This window comes from Paraburkholderia sp. BL10I2N1 (genome assembly GCF_004361815.1).
Classification (GTDB): Bacteria; Pseudomonadota; Gammaproteobacteria; order Burkholderiales; family Burkholderiaceae; genus Paraburkholderia.
The window spans coordinates 4,660,689-4,677,917 of record NZ_SNWA01000001.1 but is presented as its reverse complement, the minus strand read 5'-3'; the positions used below and the strand labels follow the sequence as shown (position 1 = coordinate 4,677,917).

16 protein-coding genes and 1 pseudogene are annotated in these 17,229 nt (G+C 59.8%); 4 read left to right on the top strand and 13 right to left on the bottom strand.

The annotated features are described in order from the left end of the window. Positions 1-625: 625 nt before the first annotated feature. A complete protein-coding gene (locus tag B0G77_RS21850) occupies positions 626-904 on the bottom strand; it encodes a DUF1488 family protein (RefSeq protein WP_133663968.1) in 279 nt (92 codons plus the stop codon). A gap of 370 nt (positions 905-1,274) precedes the next feature. Here B0G77_RS21850 and B0G77_RS21845 point away from each other — a divergent pair, with 370 nt between their 5' ends. Then, the gene (locus B0G77_RS21845) at positions 1,275-2,483 is read left to right on the top strand and encodes a tryptophan leader peptide (RefSeq protein ID WP_243751081.1); all 1,209 of its coding nucleotides are present in this window, start codon (positions 1,275-1,277) and stop codon (positions 2,481-2,483) included. A 2,072-nt stretch (positions 2,484-4,555) separates the two neighbouring features. Here the strand turns inward: B0G77_RS21845 and B0G77_RS21840 are convergent. The 6 genes from B0G77_RS21840 to B0G77_RS43345 all read right to left on the bottom strand — a co-directional run bounded on the left by B0G77_RS21840 (position 4,556) and on the right by B0G77_RS43345 (position 9,079). Then, positions 4,556-5,032 (bottom strand): RDD family protein, encoded by a 477-nt coding sequence (locus tag B0G77_RS21840; protein ID WP_133663966.1) that lies wholly within the window; start codon positions 5,030-5,032, stop codon positions 4,556-4,558. A gap of 551 nt (positions 5,033-5,583) precedes the next feature. Continuing rightward, positions 5,584-6,324, bottom strand: a complete 741-nt coding sequence (locus B0G77_RS21835) for an integrase core domain-containing protein (RefSeq protein ID WP_208116442.1) — start codon at positions 6,322-6,324, stop codon at positions 5,584-5,586. Between the two features lie 156 nt (positions 6,325-6,480). Beyond that, positions 6,481-6,870 carry a transposase gene (locus tag B0G77_RS21830; RefSeq protein WP_133661086.1) on the bottom strand — a complete coding sequence of 130 codons (390 nt, stop codon included), beginning with the start codon at positions 6,868-6,870 and terminating at the stop codon, positions 6,481-6,483. A 671-nt stretch (positions 6,871-7,541) separates the two neighbouring features. Next, on the bottom strand, positions 7,542-7,718 hold the full coding sequence (locus B0G77_RS21825) for a DUF2934 domain-containing protein (protein WP_133663965.1): 177 nt from the start codon (positions 7,716-7,718) through the stop codon (positions 7,542-7,544). A 303-nt stretch (positions 7,719-8,021) separates the two neighbouring features. Beyond that, on the bottom strand, positions 8,022-8,225 hold the full coding sequence (locus B0G77_RS21820; protein WP_133662111.1) for a cold-shock protein: 204 nt from the start codon (positions 8,223-8,225) through the stop codon (positions 8,022-8,024). 689 nt (positions 8,226-8,914) lie between these two features. Then, positions 8,915-9,079, bottom strand: coding sequence for a hypothetical protein (locus B0G77_RS43345; RefSeq protein ID WP_166656212.1), 165 nt, complete (start codon positions 9,077-9,079; stop codon positions 8,915-8,917). Positions 9,080-9,267: 188 nt separating this feature from the next. On the opposite strand from B0G77_RS43345, the pseudogene B0G77_RS21815 reads away from it, so the two are divergent. Then, positions 9,268-9,640: pseudogene (locus B0G77_RS21815) on the top strand (cupin domain-containing protein). A gap of 562 nt (positions 9,641-10,202) precedes the next feature. On the opposite strand, the gene B0G77_RS21810 reads toward B0G77_RS21815, so the two are convergent. Further along, complete coding sequence (locus tag B0G77_RS21810; RefSeq protein WP_243751080.1) at positions 10,203-12,110, bottom strand: hybrid sensor histidine kinase/response regulator; 1,908 nt, start codon at positions 12,108-12,110, stop codon at positions 10,203-10,205. Between the two features lie 13 nt (positions 12,111-12,123). Here B0G77_RS21810 and B0G77_RS21805 point away from each other — a divergent pair, with 13 nt between their 5' ends. Beyond that, complete coding sequence (locus B0G77_RS21805) at positions 12,124-12,534, top strand: response regulator (RefSeq protein WP_133663964.1); 411 nt, start codon at positions 12,124-12,126, stop codon at positions 12,532-12,534. Positions 12,535-12,830: 296 nt separating this feature from the next. On the opposite strand, the gene phaP is transcribed toward B0G77_RS21805, so the two are convergent. From phaP to B0G77_RS21780, 4 genes are all read right to left on the bottom strand, one after another. Continuing rightward, a complete protein-coding gene (gene phaP / locus B0G77_RS21800; protein WP_133663963.1) occupies positions 12,831-13,409 on the bottom strand; it encodes a TIGR01841 family phasin in 579 nt (192 codons plus the stop codon). A gap of 30 nt (positions 13,410-13,439) precedes the next feature. Continuing rightward, positions 13,440-13,772, bottom strand: a complete 333-nt coding sequence (locus B0G77_RS21795) for a DUF3562 domain-containing protein (protein ID WP_133664236.1) — start codon at positions 13,770-13,772, stop codon at positions 13,440-13,442. A 710-nt stretch (positions 13,773-14,482) separates the two neighbouring features. Next, a complete protein-coding gene (hfq, locus tag B0G77_RS21785; RefSeq protein WP_133663961.1) occupies positions 14,483-14,755 on the bottom strand; it encodes an RNA chaperone Hfq in 273 nt (90 codons plus the stop codon). A gap of 77 nt (positions 14,756-14,832) precedes the next feature. Beyond that, entirely contained in the window at positions 14,833-15,042 is a 210-nt protein-coding gene (locus B0G77_RS21780) for a hypothetical protein (RefSeq protein ID WP_133663960.1), read from the bottom strand. 893 nt (positions 15,043-15,935) lie between these two features. Here B0G77_RS21780 and B0G77_RS21775 point away from each other — a divergent pair. Further along, positions 15,936-16,493 carry a Uma2 family endonuclease gene (locus B0G77_RS21775; RefSeq protein WP_133663959.1) on the top strand — a complete coding sequence of 186 codons (558 nt, stop codon included), beginning with the start codon at positions 15,936-15,938 and terminating at the stop codon, positions 16,491-16,493. 207 nt (positions 16,494-16,700) lie between these two features. Here the strand turns inward: B0G77_RS21775 and B0G77_RS21770 are convergent, their stop codons facing one another. Beyond that, entirely contained in the window at positions 16,701-17,186 is a 486-nt protein-coding gene (locus tag B0G77_RS21770) for a hypothetical protein (protein ID WP_133663958.1), read from the bottom strand. Positions 17,187-17,229 lie beyond the last annotated feature (43 nt).

The following is a 17,229-nucleotide window of genomic DNA, read 5'->3' as shown; positions in this document are numbered from 1 at the left end:
TATCCTGCGGGAAAATGCCGGGAGCCGATGCAGACCGGAGCACAGACCGGATGTTGACACAGTCGGTTCCGTAGTTCCTGAGCATCTCGCCCGGGCAGGTAAATGTTAACGCCGACATGATATTGACGAGGGAGCTGACTTTCGACTGACCAGCCTGTCAGTCGAAAAGACTCTTGCAGCCTCGACCTGCGGCCCGGTCTGACGGGCAGCCGAGTTTCGGCATGCGCGCCAAACTGGGCTCAGCGACACGGCGAGACCACACTAGTGCAGCTGTGCTGTTTGGGGCAACCCCAACCTTGTCGGAACATGTCCATGCACGCAGGCACTCAAGCCGCTCGATGGCCAATGCATGATTTGTGACGGCACTCAGATTCCGATTTTGCCGGCTCGCGTGGGGGCGGTTCTTATCGTTGCCTTGACCCCTCGTTACGCCGCGAACGTTCGTCACGTATCCCGAGAACAGCTTGAGCGCGACGCGCTGGGAAGTAGCCAGAACTGAAGAACGAGATGCCACTGACCCGGTAGTCTGGTGGTCGACACGCACGAACGCCAATCAGGACAGTTGGTTATACCCTGCATTACCCGTTGGGAATCTTTCATCGGAAGCGGGTGGCGGCAGGCGGCCTCAGGCAAAGCCCCGGTCAGCAAAGTCAGCTGCGTTCAGCACGACGGGCTCGTGTTGCGCAGTCAGCATCTTTCGTTCGGCGACGGCCGCGATTCGTTTGCTTCCGTCGGCGAATGCCTTCAGGAGCCGTGCGTCGTCAGCGTCAGCGGGCGCCCAGAAATACTGGACCAGGGCTTGTCGCGTAATGGCGCATTCGACGGTACGTCGATGCGAAGAAATGCGAAAGACAACGGTTGCCTTGTTGGCGGAAACAGACGGTTCGTCGTGTGCAGTATCCATGTTGCGAAGGGCGCGCTGAGGGTTTATTGGAGCGGCGAAGTAGTGGCTAGGGTAATACGTATCGGATTACATTTTGAGCCTGTCCTTCGAGCGACTCCGTGGACAGTCGTACTGCGTCTGCACCGTCACAGTGACGCTGCGCCGAAAGCCGGTTTACGCCCCCTTCAGAGTGTGCAAGTATCGTTAGCGGCGCTCGCATGCGAACGGTACGGTCGCGCCGCAGCGCGGATTTCGGATACCGTCGCTACCTTACAATGGTGAGGATACTGTGACCTGGAAGTTCTGGAAGACAGAGAAGCGTCCCGCTGCTGCGACGTCCAACCGGCCGACCGATACGCACGAAGCACTGCGGCTCCTGTTAGGCATGCTCATGCGCGCCGACTCGCCGCCGTTTTCGACCTGGAAGGCGCCAGGCATTGTATTCGCATCGAGCGTTGATACCTCCGCACAAAGTGGTGCAAAAGGGCATCAACTCGCGCTCTGGTTTTGGCTCTTCGCAGAAAAGCATGGCGTTATCGCAGCAAAAATGGCGCGCGACTCGTTCTGCCTGCTTGCCGACGAGGCGAAGCCGTCGACGGGGGACGTTCTCGACAACCTCCTCGAACTGGAGAATCGTCTCGTTCACTCGTTCGAGGCCACACCGGTCGAGCAGCGCAGCATCAAACAGGACGGCCAGTCGGTCGACCTGCCTATGGAGTTTTTTCTGGCAACGGGCTTCTTAAGGCAGGCACCGGACTCTCCCTATTTTGGGCAAGGCAGTGCCGACCTCGAGGGCAATGACTTCAAACTTGCGGACTGCCTTCGCTACGCCACGGAGCAAGCTCTGGCGGTTTTCAGGCCCATGATTGAGGTGGTTGCGTTCGACCCGCATTCCCTGCCGAGCTGGAAATGGAGCGCTCAGCCCGGCGCGCTCGAACGGCATCTGCAGCGACGCTACAACAATCCTCTGTTTCCGCTGCATCGTCGGGTGGTCACTTCCAACGATGTGTACGAAGCCCGTCTCGCCGATAACCAGGCACTTGCGGACATTCGCCTGGAGCTTGCCGAGGTTGCTCGTGCGTTCTCTAATAAAGGCGAACTACCTTCTGACTGGCAACCGTTTCTCAACGACCTTCGGGAGCGCCTGGACAAGCTGGAGGACCGTCGCATTGTCGCGGGTGGGCCGAGCGCGGCACTCGCCGGCGCAATTGCCGAACTTCGCGGCGACGTCATTGCCGTATGGCGTAACGCCATTCAAAAGAACCGGCCGAGCCTTGCCGCTCTGGAGCAGGCGGAAGCACGTCGTGCTGAACGACATGCTGCGCTGTATGCTTCCGACTGGATGTCTCAGCTATTGAGTCACGCCTCGCAGATACCTCCCGAAGAAGTTGTCCCGTCCATGCTGAGCGAGCCACCTGCCGAACTTGAAAAAGCCGTGAGCACCCTTCAGGCGAATCCGCAACTGCACGACACGCTCGCGAACTGCCGGTCGGCTGGCCACAGGCTTGTGGCAGAAGTTCGGGCGTCCGGTCACGTCATCGCAGATATCGACGAGAAGCTACGCATCCTGGGTGGCGCGCCCGGGCAGGTGCCAGCCTGAGTTATCGCCCAGACAAGGCTGAATCGGCTGCAGTCAGGTCGGCGAGAGACGCTTATGCAGCTGCGCTCGCATTTCTTCGCGGCAGCGCGCTTGATGAGTCGCAGCGCGAAATCCTCGCAAGCGCGCTGAATCAGGCGGTGGCGGCACACCAGGGCGCCAGACCCATAGGCAGTGGCAAGCTGCTGAAGCTTTTCCAAGGGCTGCGAGGGCGACGCCATCGCGGGCACACTATGGCGTCCGACGTGGTTTGGATTGCTCGCGTCCTATTTGGCACCAAAGGCCGACAGAAGGCGGGCACCGGCGAACGGGGAAGGGAGCCCTGGCACGAATGCTCTTTCAACTCCTCTCGTGTTGTCCTGAACCGTATAGAAAACCGGCGGGCGCAGCGACCCCAGCAAATCCATGGAGCATGGAGTGAGCGCGACGCAGGTGTCCGTGACTCATTCACCCGTGCCCAATTCACCTCGGCGGGCACCGCAATAAAACGCCCCAAGGAGTAAACACCGCTACCTGTGCAATGAATAACTGCTCTTGGCAAGTCTCACGCTAAGTGACACTTTGGCCACGCGTTAGGGTCCTTGCACACTCCGGTGTAAACGAAGAGTGTGCGCTCAATCGAAGCGCTCCGAAACCTGTAAGCTGGATAGCGTTGTTCGAAGGCAATCATATTGCCGGTTTGATGCTTTCCTGCCACGTCAGAGAGGGCCGCGCTTAGTCAGCGCGGGACTGTCGCCTAGAATTACGCAAGCCGGGGGACTATGAGGACGCAAGTACGCGATAGGAGCGGACAATGTCTGACACAGCTACCCAACGAGACATTCTGACAGAACTGCGGTCGCTTTTCCGCTCTTCGGAATTCAGGCATGCGTCCGTTCGTGCGCCCGGCGTCGACACCTCGAGCACCCTTCTCAGCGGACTGCAGCGGCTCTTAAATGAGGGGCACGCGACACTAAAGTACAGCACGATTCCCCGCGTAACCTTTGACGGGCGCTGCTACGTGGAAGGCGAATATCTGCGCCACATGCGTGGCCTTGTCCACCGGTGCCGGACCAATACCGAACTGCAGCACCATCTTTGGTCCGCGTACGCGTATCTTCAGCACTTGTTTCCGCACGAAAAGCTCGCGGTGTCCAGGGACGCTCCGCCCTTCCTCTACCTGGAGCCAAGACGAGGCGTTGCGATGACCGCCGGCAGTGTATGCGTCAAATCCGTCCTGACTGAAGCAGTACGCCGCCCTTTCTCCAAGCTGGGCATCGTGGCGGAGGCCGGCCGCTGGACACGCCCTCCTCAGGTGAGCCGGTGCCCGAAGCCGATGATGTGCAGACAGACTCGGACGGCCTCTGTGACCTTGCCATGTTGAGCATTTCTCCGTCTGGAATGGACACGCTCGCGGAGCTTCTTGAGGTAGCGGATAACCGGCGAACGGGTACGGCTGGTCGTCGCCGTGCTCGGATGCAATAGCTTTGCCCTCGGTTAGCCGGGTCAGCGCACAGCTTCGACCAGAGTTACGCCCACAGGTAAGACCGCTGCCTCCGCTGGCGCACCACCCGACGCGTCGAATGAGGGAAGTTCTCCCGCGAGAAATGCCTCGCCCGAAAGAGTCAGAATCTGTTCGAAAACAATGCCGACGACATCCCCCTGGCAATTCCTCGGCGTCTCGCGAATTCGCGTCAACCCAAGGTCGTGAGCCCCGCGCAAGTCAACCAGCGCGCGTTCAAAGGCCTCCGCCGCCAGGTCCCCCCGATGCAGGACCTTTCTTCTCGCTGCAGGCTGGGATGCACTCGCAGTTGTGCCAACACGAGCCACAGCCGCTGTTCTTCAGGCGTATGCACTGTCTCACCTCGAAAGGTGAGGACCGACTGCCTGCATGATAGGACGTATCCAGCAGCAAACAAGCCCGACCGGGAGATTCGCTTGACCAGCCGCGTTTTTCGGCAAGCGCGCGCAACGAAATACACAAACACTGTCGGCATCGCGAACGTCGCATAGTGACCCAGCTCGTCCGCTCAGGGCGCTCGTTTTTTGGACGCAACTTCCGGGCGTCGTCCAATTGGCAAGGTGGGTGAGGGAGGTCAGGGCAATTCGTCGTGCCCGTCGCGTCGCAATTGTGGTCGGCCCCGGGTCTTGGGCAATTTTCCGTCAATGACCACGGTGTTCGCCATGAGGTCATGCAATCCCTGCCCGCGCGGGTTGAACAGCACCCAGAGAAATCCGGCGCCGCAGGTCGCGAAACAGACCAGGTAACCCAACGTTCGCATCGCGGCTTGTCTCGCCGTCATCGGCTCTGCTGTATCGGCATCAACAATGCGCAGACCCAATGCTCGTTTGCCCGGGGAAGTGCCCCAGATGGTCCACATGACACCGGTCACGACCACCGGAATGCATTGAGCAACTGCCAACCAGAGCAGGATAGACGGGCCGGCCCGTGCTGGCGCACTCAGCAGGTCTTCCGTCGACGGACCAAGAGGGACGAAAAGCACGAGCACAGTCCACCAAATGCTATCAATAAACAGCGCGCGGGCCCGGCGGGAATAGGTGGCGTATTGCATCACGGGTTCAGGATGGCAGGTGGAGCGTGATTTTCACCAATACATCATGCCTAGAAAAAAGGGTTATCGACAGTACCGGTCGGAGCCGGCGGCTCGTCGGCAACGTGCTCCGGCAGCTTCCGCGTTCGCGATAGCACTCTCGCTCGAGCCCCTCTATTGCCAGGTCAGTGCGTCGGTCAGCACCATCGGCAGCCAGGTTTACGACGATATACACCATCGAGTCGCGGAAATGACCTCGGCTCGGGATGTCAGACATGACTTGGTGCAGTGGGAGTCGAAGCAGCCAACGGTAACACGCCGCTGAAGAATCACGCGACATCGGCGCAGCCATAATCCGTGTGCGTCAACTCATCTTGATGTTGGTCCGCGTAATTTGTAGCACCCTCTCGGGCGCAGAAAAAAGCGAACCGAAATCTATCAAGAGGATTACCGGAATCACAAGGGCCAGTACCCAACCACTGTTGATGAGAATGCCAATACCTACATACAGCAGCGTCAACGACACGTCTGGCGGTGTACCGGCTCCGGTTGTCTGGACACGCTTTTGCAGCTCAGGCGGCCAGCTTCATCAGCCGTTCCTGACGGGCTTCGAGGGGTGATTTGAAGCCCAACTTTTCAAGACGCCAGTCGCGATTGTATCGATCCTTGAACGCGATGGCGGCGGCACGAACTTCCTCCAGGTTTTTGAAGATGCGTCCATGAATAGCCTGTTCCTTCATTGTCCGGTTGAATCGCTCGGCGACGCCGTTGGTCTGGGGTTCGGCGACGAAGGCATAGCTCGGCGCGATGCCCCAGAACCGGATCTGGTTACGGAAGTCGTCCGACGTGTACTGCGAACCGTGATCCATACGCAGCGACAGCCCGCGGCCCGCATCGGCGAGCACGGAACCGAATTCGTCCAGCAGCCCCTGGGAGATCGGCTCGAGGGCAGCAAAGCGGTCGCCAATCTTCGCGGCATGAATGCCGGTACACATGCCGTCGCAATGATCAACGGCCGAGAAGATCCACACCATGCCGTCGTCCACGGTCGCGATGCGCACGCCGTCGGTGCCCCACATCTCATTCGGGCAATCGGTTGTGATCCGGCCATCGTGAAGGTTGGGTTCGCCTCGCGCTTGCCGGTGCGGCGACAGCAGGCTGTGCTCGCGCATCAGTCGCAGCACGCGGGTCCGGGAGACCCGGATGTCGTGCAGGATACGCAAGCGCGCCCAGACCTTGCGATGCCCCTCGCCGATGAAGGGGGAAGCCACCAGATCGTCGCGGATGGCCTTCAGCAGGTCAGCATCGGGCATCTTCGGTTTCGGGCCGCGGCGGCCCGGGATGATCGGCACCACGTTGTCCGCTGTCCTCGCGCGGACAGCATAGATCGTCGAGCGGGGGAATCCGAGCACCTGGCAAAACCCGTTGCAATCCAAAGGGCTTGTTCGCACTAACGGAGATCGCGCGGCTCATGTCGACGATCTCCGAGCGGTCAAAGGGCGACGGGCCTGCAGTTCACGTTCCTTGCGCAGGATCTCGTTTTCCATAGACAACTCGCCGACGCGCCGCACGGCGTCATTGAGCCGGGCTTCCAGGGGATCGCTGGTGCGTGCCTTCAGGCCGGCCTCCATGCCGGCCAGTGCCAGCTCACGCCATTGCTCGAGCACGGCGATCGTCACACCGACTTCACGGGACACGGCGTCGACGGGTTCGCCACGCAGCAACCGAAGCACCACGCCGCGTTTGCGACCGGTCGACCAACGCTTGACTTCGGCGGCGCCAGAGGCGCTTCCAGTCGCGCTACGCGCTCCTTCCAGCGCCTCTGGCGCAACCCCGTTTACATCTGTTTTCTTCAACATCAACAACTCCAGTTTGGGACCCACGTTTTACCCCAAATCTGTGTCCAGAAAAACAGGAGGCGCGGCAGACACGTCTGGCGGATTGCGGGAGAACCGGTAAGGTCAATCTGTTATCCGAGACGCAGCAGGCTTCCTCGAGTCGAAAGGAGTGGCAGCTCGACGAAAGCGCATGAGGACGGGCGGCATTATCAAAACACTGACGACAATAAAAATCGACGCAATCACATACTTTGACGGAGCTCCGGGAATCGGAACGGAGCCATAGCAGATACTCAAGTGCGATTCCTATCGCGAGCGTTGCCAGGTAAAACACCGGAGCTGGAACACAAATGCCAGGCCCTGCCGCCGTTGCTTCCGGGCTCATAGTTCTCTCTGTCTGCCGTGCGGCCGAAGTATTAGCGGGTGTCTGCTGGTGGCATGCGGCGAGGATTTTCGTTTTCAGCCGACCACGTTGAGACCATTGCTGGCATCGCCCAGGATGTCCATCCGTGTCTGGGCGTTCCGCTGTCCCTGGTCCTCGAAACAGTTGTTAACGTGAGTCCTTGCAACGTGCGCAGGACACCCTGAACTCGTTTCGCCAGTTCACTCAGTTCGGTTCGCCTGCAAGGGCCGCGCTGGACAGTGGCGGTCCACGGCGCGGCTCCTACGCGGCGCCTAATCGATTTTAGTCACTACGGAAGCCGTCCTTTTGAGTCATCTTCGTTCCTGTCGGCCTCGGATTCTTCATCTTCTATCTGGGCCCGGGCTTGCTCCCAATACTCGTCGGCGCGTCCCTCCGGGCTGCCGTCTTTTTCCCAAAGTTCATAGGCCCGCACACGAATCTTCTCTTCCCGCGAAGCGTTATCCATCGCACGACTCTCCAGTAGATTCTTCACGAGCAGCCACTCATGAAGTCGCGCGGCCTACCGTTTCGACGACGGAAGGCGACAGCGTCGACGCGAGAGCGGCAAGACCCAGGCCGGCGAGCGTACCGAAGCAATTGGCATTCGAGTCATGCGTGGTGACGCCGCCGCACGCGCTTCGTGTTGACGTCGAATTGCGGCGCTTACTGGCGGGTGCCACTTTATCGCCAGGCGCTCTGGCTCGACTCCGCCTTGAAAATAATGCCTGACGAACCGGGCACCGCAGGCTGCAAAGAGGCAGACTGTCTCTCAGACCGGCTTGATGTTCGCCGCTTGCTTGCCCTTCGGACCCGTCTTTACGTCAAAGCTGACCTTCTGGTTCTCTTGCAATGACTTGAAGCCCTCTGCCTTGATTTCCGAGAAGTGGGCGAACAGGTCTTCGCCGCCGTCGTCCGGCGTGATAAAGCCGAAGCCCTTGGCGTCGTTGAACCACTTCACTGTTCCAGTTGCCATCATTCGTTTCCGACAAAATTTGAAGAGCGCGCTTAGTTCGGTGCGCCTGAGTCTTATATACATTGCAACAGCGGGAGTTACTGCCTGGTGCTCAACGACAGTGCTTGAACCGCTTTCCAAGTCAGACAGTGAAGTTGTAGCCTACTGCTGGACACGGGTCAATCCAGGTAAAACGCCCTGTCGGACTACGCGATAACGCGCCAGTACCCAGGCTCGGGTGTGCGTGACGGCTCAGATAGTTTTTTCTAACCAAGATGCTGCGGTGTCTGTGGGCTGACATTACGGACCGGCATCGCCAACGGGCGCCTTAAAATGATGGCCGAACCAGTCGACCCCGGGTCCATCAAGACCTGAGCAGCCAAGCCGCTCTGCATCAACTAGACGACCCGCCAGACCTTGTAGCCCGGCGCTCCCTTCGTGGCCAGTCAGTACCGCGATTCCTGCCACAAGCGGAGCACAGTTGCCGCTTCCTCGGCGCACCACCGGTCCTCTCGTCGCCTGTGTCCTGTATCGCGGAAAGTGCGTCGCAAATGGGTGATGCATTCTGAGGTGGCGGCTTATAGTAGGAACACGGCCGCGTCAGTGGCCAGGCGCCCCTTCTGTCTCGGGACAAAACATGTTTGACGGGGAAACGTACGATGGCAAACTCTGCTGATTCGGGTCACGCGACGCAAGTGCATACGCCAGCGTCACTGCAGGCGCTTGCCGACTATCTCGAACTGGCGCTCGACGATGATGAGAGCGTGGTCGTAATGCGGCACGGCACAACAGGCCGCCGTGCCGCGATAACCAGGCAACAGGACAGAAATAGCCTCGCGCAACGGACCGCACACCTTTGCGAGCCTGTTCGCCATGCCGGCGCGATGCCCTCGCTGCTACGTCACCTTGCCTTGACGCCCGTGTCCGCGCGCGGGACACTCAACGCGAGTCGTTGTGCGGCCGACGTCTCGCGCGGCGCTGAGTAACCCAGACCTCTGAGATTTCACTCTGACGGAGCACGTCGAACGCCGACTGGAACATAGGCCGCGAAGGGAGAAACCCCGTGGCGTTTGCACTGTCGTTTTCACAACTGTTTTCAGACTCGGTCGGCGAAAGTCATTTTGCGTCGGTTAGCATCGAACTGGTCACCCGCAACTTCGCGCCCCCGCAGAATCCTTTGACGTCTCGGATTTCGCGGCGGCGAGCCGCTACGGATTTGTGCGCCTGCCCAGCGGATGGGTCGGCGACCTGCATCCTTCGCCCATGTGCCTGTGGGTATTTTTTCTCAGCGGGGAGATTGAATTCGAGGCCAGTGACGGCGAGCGGCGTCGCGTCGCGGCAGGAGGCGCGATACTGCTTGAAGACACGACGGGCAAGGGGCATCAAGTCGTGTCATCGGCGATGGGCCAGCGCTTCTTGCCGTGGTTCAGCTGTGACGTCGTGGTTCCCTTTGGCTGGGGCGCGAGCCCGAGCCGTCGCGGTCAAGTCGTGCTCGAGAAGGTGTAAGTCCACGCCGTGGATGCGCCCTGTATCCCACGGTCGAGCCGCCCTGAACCGGGCGAGGGCCACTTCGGACACGTGCGTGACCCCGCATGAACCTGAAGCGCCGTTTGCCTGTCAGCAGCGCGGGACACGGCGAACGAAGTCACCGATATCTTGTCGACCGGGAGGTTGTGATTTTTGCGCCGAATTGAGTCGCGCGCGTCCGTACTATCGGGGAGAAGGAGCATGGCCGTCGATTGCCGGTTGGCGTCAGTATCGGCGTCGCGACTCCTCTCAACAGGGTCGAGACTACAGAGGAACTGCTCAACATCGAGGATGCGCCATGCATGCAGCAAAAGGCAGCGACCGTCCGACATACAGCTTCGGCGCATCCCTCGGACAGGACCTGTCCAACGTCGTGAAACTGACGAGATAGTGAGCTTGCGCGGTCAGCGCCGAGATTGTGGCCTTGCCGCGAAGCCTTTGGCCCGGAATGACTGTCTCTAGCACTAGCTGCTACGAGCCCCGGAGAACATCTGCGAGGTCATCAAGCGCCAGCGGCTTGACGAGATACCAATCGAATGCGCCTTCGGCGTCTCCGAGTCTGCTGGCCGCATCAGCGTAGCCCGTCAGTGCCACCAGTTTTGTCTCAGAGCATTGCTCATGTTCACGAAGCAGACGGGCCAGTTCCCGACCATCCATGCCGGGCATGCTGATATCAATCAGGGCAACGTCCGGAGTGAACGAATCAACCATGGACAGTGCTTCCGGTCCGCTCTGTGCCCGTTTCACTTCGTGACCTTCGAGTGCCAGCAACGTGGCCAGCGCCTCAGTGGCGTCAGCGTTGTCGTCCACCAGCAGGATGCGCGCCGGCGTCGTCCCGTGGCTAGTAGCGTTGGACGGCTCGACTGGACTCCTGCAGACAATGGGTAGTCGGACTGTTACCTCGGTACCCTTGCCGACACCCTCACTCGAAAGGGTGACGAGGCCGTTGTGTGCGTTTACCAGATACTTCACGACAGACAATCCAACGCCCAACCCTCCTTCTGCACGCGTCCGGACCGCTGCAGACTGGGCAAACATATCAAAGACATGCGGCAGGAATGCTGGCGAAATGCCAACGCCGTTGTCGAGAACCGTGACAACGGCTTCACGGGGCGTCGCATCGTGCGTCGGTATCGTGCCGGGGTCCGGCGCTTCCACCGACAGGGTTATGGTGCCACCGGGGGGCGTGTATTTCACCGCATTCGACAACAGGTTTGAGATGACCTGGGTCAGGCGTGCCTGGTCAGCATAAACGGTGACCGGATATGCCGGAACGGTCACATGCAGCTCGTGTTGACGTCCGTCAGCGTCCAACCTTACGGCGGCCAGCGCGTCTTTCACAATGTCCGCAAGCAAGCTGTATGAGTGACGCACCGACAACTTGCCGTGCCTGATTCGGGAAGCATCGAGCAGGTCGCTCACCAGACGCTTCAATTGCCGCACCTGCCGGTTCGCGACCGCCAGGGCCGATAACACGGCCGGGCTGTCGGCCGCGAGTTTCTGCGCTGCCGCAAGTGCGCCATCAATCGGGGCGATTGGATTACGCAGCTCGTGGCTCAGCATCGCGATGAAATCGTCCTTGTGCGCCTCAGCCTTCGCCAGTGCATTCCTCGCCGCTTCCGCTTCTGCTGCCCGAGCCTCCGCGTCGGCCTTCGCTTGTGTGACAGTCAGCGCAGCGCACGTGAAGTACGCGAGGCTCGTCAGGATTCTGCGATGTTCGGCGTCGAAGCGGTGGTGCTCGTCATGAGACATCACCCACAGGGTGCCCCACGGTTCAGGTGTACCTGGAATCGGCACGACCAGTTCTTCAACGACCTCGGGAACGGCGCTGCTCAAACAGGCGACGTGGCGCTCTGGAAAACTGAATAGTTGGGCTGCGCCCATCTCGAGGGTGACACCCTCCGGACTGCATTCGAACAGGGTTACCTTGTCGGCAAGAGCCGCGCAGCGGCCCGAAAGCGCGACCCAGCGAAACGCGGGGGTCCGGTCGGCGTCGCGTTCGAGCAGGCTGATGCCGGCGCTACCGGAGCCGCACAGCTCCCGAGCCATATCGGCCAGAGTCTGCAGCACGGCGCTGTCTGACGCGGTGAGCGCCTTTGCCAGTCGGTGCAAGGCGTGACTTTCTGCGGCAAAGTCGGGTACGCGATGGAGACGCTCGTCGAGTACCGTTGTGATTAACGTGCCTGCGCGCTCTGCGCGGTCCGCCGCAGGGGCCACAGATGGTCCGGCCATGGTCAACTCCGGGTTGTAATTCATACGATTGACGTGCGAAAGAATTGCCGTGCCGAATGAATTGTAGTTCTTGCTGCACACGGAAGCTGACGCTCTTGGCGCCGGCGCTGGCAGTTCCGGACCTGGAACGTTCAGTGCTTGTCTCATGGATTGTCCTTTCATGACGGACACGGCGACCGGATTGGCAACGATACTTTTTGTTGATGATGACCCGAATATCCTGCGCCCGCTTCAAATGCTGTTCGAGCGGGAAGGATACCGCGTGCTCACTGCACAAGATGGGGAAGCAGCACTCGCCACGGCTGCCCTCGAAAGGCCAAATGTCGTCGTGACTGACTGGATGATGCCGCGCGTTGATGGCGTCGAACTGTGCCGACGGTTGAAGTCGGACACGGCAATGGCCGACATTCCCGTAGTCATGCTGTCGGCCGCATTGCCGCCTCATCCGACAGAGCCGCTGTGGGATGTACTTTTGCAGAAGCCGACGTCGATAGCCCGAATGATGAAGGAGATTGATGCCCTTCTGGGACGGACGCAGTCAGAAGTGCGCGGCCGCGCGCACGGGCGGTGAAATCTTTGTCGACGTTGGGCCTTGGGGACTCGAGCTGGCTATCGGCGCGAAGCGCATTGGCAGCCGGTCGCGGCGGTGCCAGAAAAAGACATGCCATCGGCAGCGAGAGCTGAAGACGAAAAGCCCGACCTTGGTACGCCCTCCGAAGCTGAAGACATCATCGGCGACTACCGCTCGATGGAGCAGACGCTCGGCGCGGACATGGCGTGGCCGGGCTTGTCCGGTGGTGGCCACATCGCAGTGTGGCCAAGCTCGTTACCTCGCGCGCCGTGCGACCACGCGGGTTCAGCAAATTATTACTTTGCCGGCTTCACCGCCTTCGCCGCTTTCTCGACTGCCTGCTCAGCCGCTTCGGTCACCTTCGATGCGGCTTCCGTTGCGGCGCTCAGGTTACTTTGCGCGACATCGACTGCCTGCTTCGTGGCTTTTTGCACGTTTTCGTAGGTGGTGTTGGCGAGCGAAAGGCCTTGTTGCAGAAATGTGATTGCGGCTTCGGAGCCGACCGGGGCGTTTTGCGCGACATTCTCGACGAACTGTTGAACCTGGCGGTTGACCTCCTTGTACTGGGCATTGACGACCTCTGCCAGCTGCGTTTGCATGGTCGACGCAACCTCGGCAGCCTGACGTTCGTACGTCAGGACCTTCTCCGCCGAGGGCAGCGCCAGCGCGGTTTGCAAGCCAGTAACTTCCTGTCCGTCCTTTTTCGTCAACCCGTCTTGCATGCGTTGGTACCAGTCTGCAAGCGTCGTTTTCGCCATATCCACATTCAGTCTGATGAGCTTTTCCTCGCCTTCCAGCAATTTGCCAGCCAGCCCAAAGAAGAAGTTAAGATTTGCTTGTTGGACTACAGCAACCTGCCCCTGAAAATCAGTCATGTTCGTCTCCTGAAGACGTATATCCAGCGCTCAGCGTGTTCGGCAACGGGGACCAGGTGATGAAGCGCGTCGTCTGGAAGCCACCGCGTCGAGATACATTTTCGAAACCGTCTCCGCAGGCGTATCGGTCTCAGCAGCGACTGCCTGTACAGCTTCCTCGGCGTTGGGCTGCGGGAAGGTGCTCCGCGAGCGTCGACAGATGCAGGAGCTGCAGACGACGAAGATTCCATTACAGGACGGTGGCGGTTGGGATGCCAATTGAATCGGCCTATCACGGGGCACTTTGTGAGGAAGCGTTGTTCTTTCGCCGCTACTGGATTCGTCTGCGCCCTCATTGCGATGGCGCTTCCGCCCGGCGGTCATCATCGCGATGCGTGACGAAGTCGCGGAACAGCACGCCTTTTCTTCCAGGCAAGCCCGTATTCTGCCAGTGGAACTTCCTGGACCCGCTGGCGACAAAAGCGGGTGACGCCGGGCAGGAGCGGGCCTTCGAGCAAGTGTTCCGACAGATTCTTCGTCGGGTGAGCGTGTTGATTGCGCTCCCACTTCACTCGAGGACAGCGGCGGCGGAATGTCTGGCCGTGAACGCAATCGCGGAAACAGCATCCGTCCCGATTGCCATCGACTGAACGGTAGCTCATTGTGGCACGGAGACGACGTGCAGCAGGGGGCCTGTTGGGGCGCTGGCGTCCGACCGCAAGCATCAGCTTTGGCGCCGCGTCATACATTCTTAGCTTCAAACACATAGGTTTGGTCGGGCTGGAGTCACATGGAGCATTGCACACCATGAATCGTCGTCTGAATCTAGATGCACATCTGGAGAGGACTCTCAGAAACAACAGTTCCAGGCGGGCCTTCGCAGCACGGCTGGATATGACCATCAAGCGCCCAAAGGTTACTTCCAGTCGGGTGGCCAGGTCGCTCGGCGTACCGGAACACGACGTCGCGCTGTGGCGCGCCGGAGTTACCGTTCCGAAGAGTACGGATTGTGAGCGCCTTTCTGAACTTCTCCACGTGGACGTCTCGTGGCTATGCGCAGATGAAGCGTAGGTCACAGCATGATATGACAGTTCTCATCGGTCGCGAGCTTGCACGTGGTTCGGCTTGTCGCGACTCAACGGCGCGTCGGCTGGGTCGCGTGCCGGGCCCCTGCCATTGGCCGGCATCACGGTCGAAATGGCATGCTTGAAAACAAGTTGCACGCCTGCGCCAGACTCCAACAGCACTGCAAACTGGTCAAAGCCGGCCAGTTGACCACTCAGTCTGATGCCGTTCACGTTTACGGTGGTCTTGTCCTTTGCGAGCGTCTGCAGAAAATCGTCTTGTACGCATGGGCGTGCGGTCATGTTCTGAGGTCAAAGCGATGAGTCCTTCGATTGTACCGGCGATACCTGAAGCCGCGAGCCAGTCCAGAGGAAGTGTGTTACCGCGACTCGAGGGCGTCGAGTCGCGCTTGCGCAATCTCGCCCTGGTGTTGGTAGTGGTATGCGTCGAACAGCTGCGAGCACAGTTGAGCAAGTGAAGCGAGGTCCACGGCCTGGTCTGCGTGCTCGACCTCTCCTGCGTTGAGTACGTCATCGAGAACCGGAGCGAGACGGCGCAGTTGCCGGAAAGTGGTGGCGTCAAGTTTCATGTTGGGCCTCCTGTGGCCAGACGGCGGACCGCACCCTAAGCAGACCGGTCCCAGGGCGTTGTTTACGCTTGACCTGCCGGGCTCGTTGAAATGTTGGGCGAGCTGCAACGAATTTCAGATGTCTCTCCCTCAGGATGGACACGCGGCACCCAAGGCCGGCACCACGGTCGCCGGCACGGCTAATCGCACATGCTAGCACTTTGAGGTTGACCGGGTACTGACCCACCGGTCACGGTTCCTGTTGCTTGACGGAGCCCGGCCAACGTCCGCGCACGCACGGCTCCAGTGCAGCCGAGAGCCTGTTTCGGGACCCGGCGGCGGATAGCTTTCAGCAGATGAATGGCGCGACTCGTCGCGCTGGCCGTCTTTCGGTGAGACCGGTGCAGCGACGGTTTCCCCCCGCAGTCAGGCGCATCGTATTACCGCTTGCGATTGCACGGAGCGGGCCTGCATTCGCGGGCGCGCTTGATACCGGAAAGTATCCGCAGGAGATGTCGCGTCCTGGTCTTCATTGCTTCCGTGTTTCCCGCGGCGCACAACAAACCTGAGAAACCGCGTTAACTTTAGATGTTCAAGGCCTGCCGTGCAAGGAATCGAATTTCTTCGCGGCGCATTTTCATAACAATAACAACGGGCGCCTCCAGACACGGTTGCTCGACCGTAGAAGTCACGGATTAGCTTCGCTTGATGTTCGAGAACGAACAGCTTCGAGGTAAGCGTGGCGCGGTATAGCGGTCCTATTCGCCCGTTGGCTTAGCTCGCCTTTGCGCGACAACGACGTTGACGCGAAGGATAGTTCGACATCCTGCTATTTTGCGGTGCACAAATGCATAATAATTGTTAAATCGCGGGGAAAAGGGTATACGCTTAAGTGACTTCCCTGCGAGATGCCTATGGACGCGCCTTACCTCCTGGACAGCAACGGGTTGCTTGCCGCGTGGCGTCGCCTGAGCGCCCACGCGGAATTCGGCCAAGGCGAACGGTACGAACTGGACGAATGGGGTGTACCGGTGGCGAATGCGTGCCCGTCCGCGAGGCGCCAGATAGTGCTCACCGACATCTTCTGTCAGGTAACCGAGCAGATTGGCCATCTTGCCGCCATGTCGGTTGCTGTGACGACCCCGTCCTTCGGCATCAGGGTTCCCGACGTTGTCTGGATGCCGTGTGACAGGTGGGAGGATTTCGACCGCGACGACCCTGTGCCGTTCGTGCCCGACCTTTGTGTTGAGGTGCTGCTCGATAGTGACAGGGCGCACGACCTTGACCGGAGGGTCACAAGCTATCTTGAAGGCGGTGCCCGCGAAGTTATTGTTGTCGGTCGGCACGGGCAGATTGAAATTTGGGGAGTGAAGGGTTCGCGGCAAGCTTCGATGTTCGGGGTAGCGCTATCGCCTGACCGCATGTACTTCGAACAAGGCGAGATAGCCGCTGCACCGGGTGCTCGCTGCTGAGAGGAAGCATTCGCTCGAAACCGTTTGGCGAGACCACGGTCACGTTGCAGTCAACGGCAATTCTCTTCAGTTGTTACGCACGCACTCCTCGCCGCTCGATTGCCTCGGCTGCGGGTCGAGGCGTCGTGACGACGTAAATCCCCTAATTGGCGCAAGAATGTCGTTTGCCCCAGCGGGCACCCCGAAATACTGTTCGGGTAATCAGGTTTATTTTTTCAGCACATCGACCGTGCAACTCACAAACCATGCGAGAGCCGGTCCCATGTTCGCGAGGGACACTGAAGCGGTCTCCATCGTTGCCTGAGTCATGAATGGCGGTTTGCGCGTGCTGTCGTAGCGTGCGTACGCTTCGAACATCGTTGCTGTTTGTGCCGATGCGAGCAATGCGAAGGTCGCGCTTTTCACGCGATGGGCCTCCAGATTTTCTCCTGGAGCGGGCTCGTCAATCGCTCTTAGCGACTGCACGAGGACCTTGAGCGAGGTATGCAGCCGCCAGGCGCTGAAAGCCGGCCGGGAAGCGAGGAGCGAAAAGCGACGGGGATTGGGGGATAGATTAAACGCAGAGTTTTTTGAGGCTAGATAGACCCCTTCTGCTGCAGAAACAGGCTCGATGTGAGCGTCGACGAATTGCGCTGTGTTGATGCTCTGCGGGACCGCATCACGCCGGAACGCGGCACACTTCTTTTCGTCCACCACGCCAAAGCCGCCCGAGCCTCCTGTTGCAGGCGTGGCACCT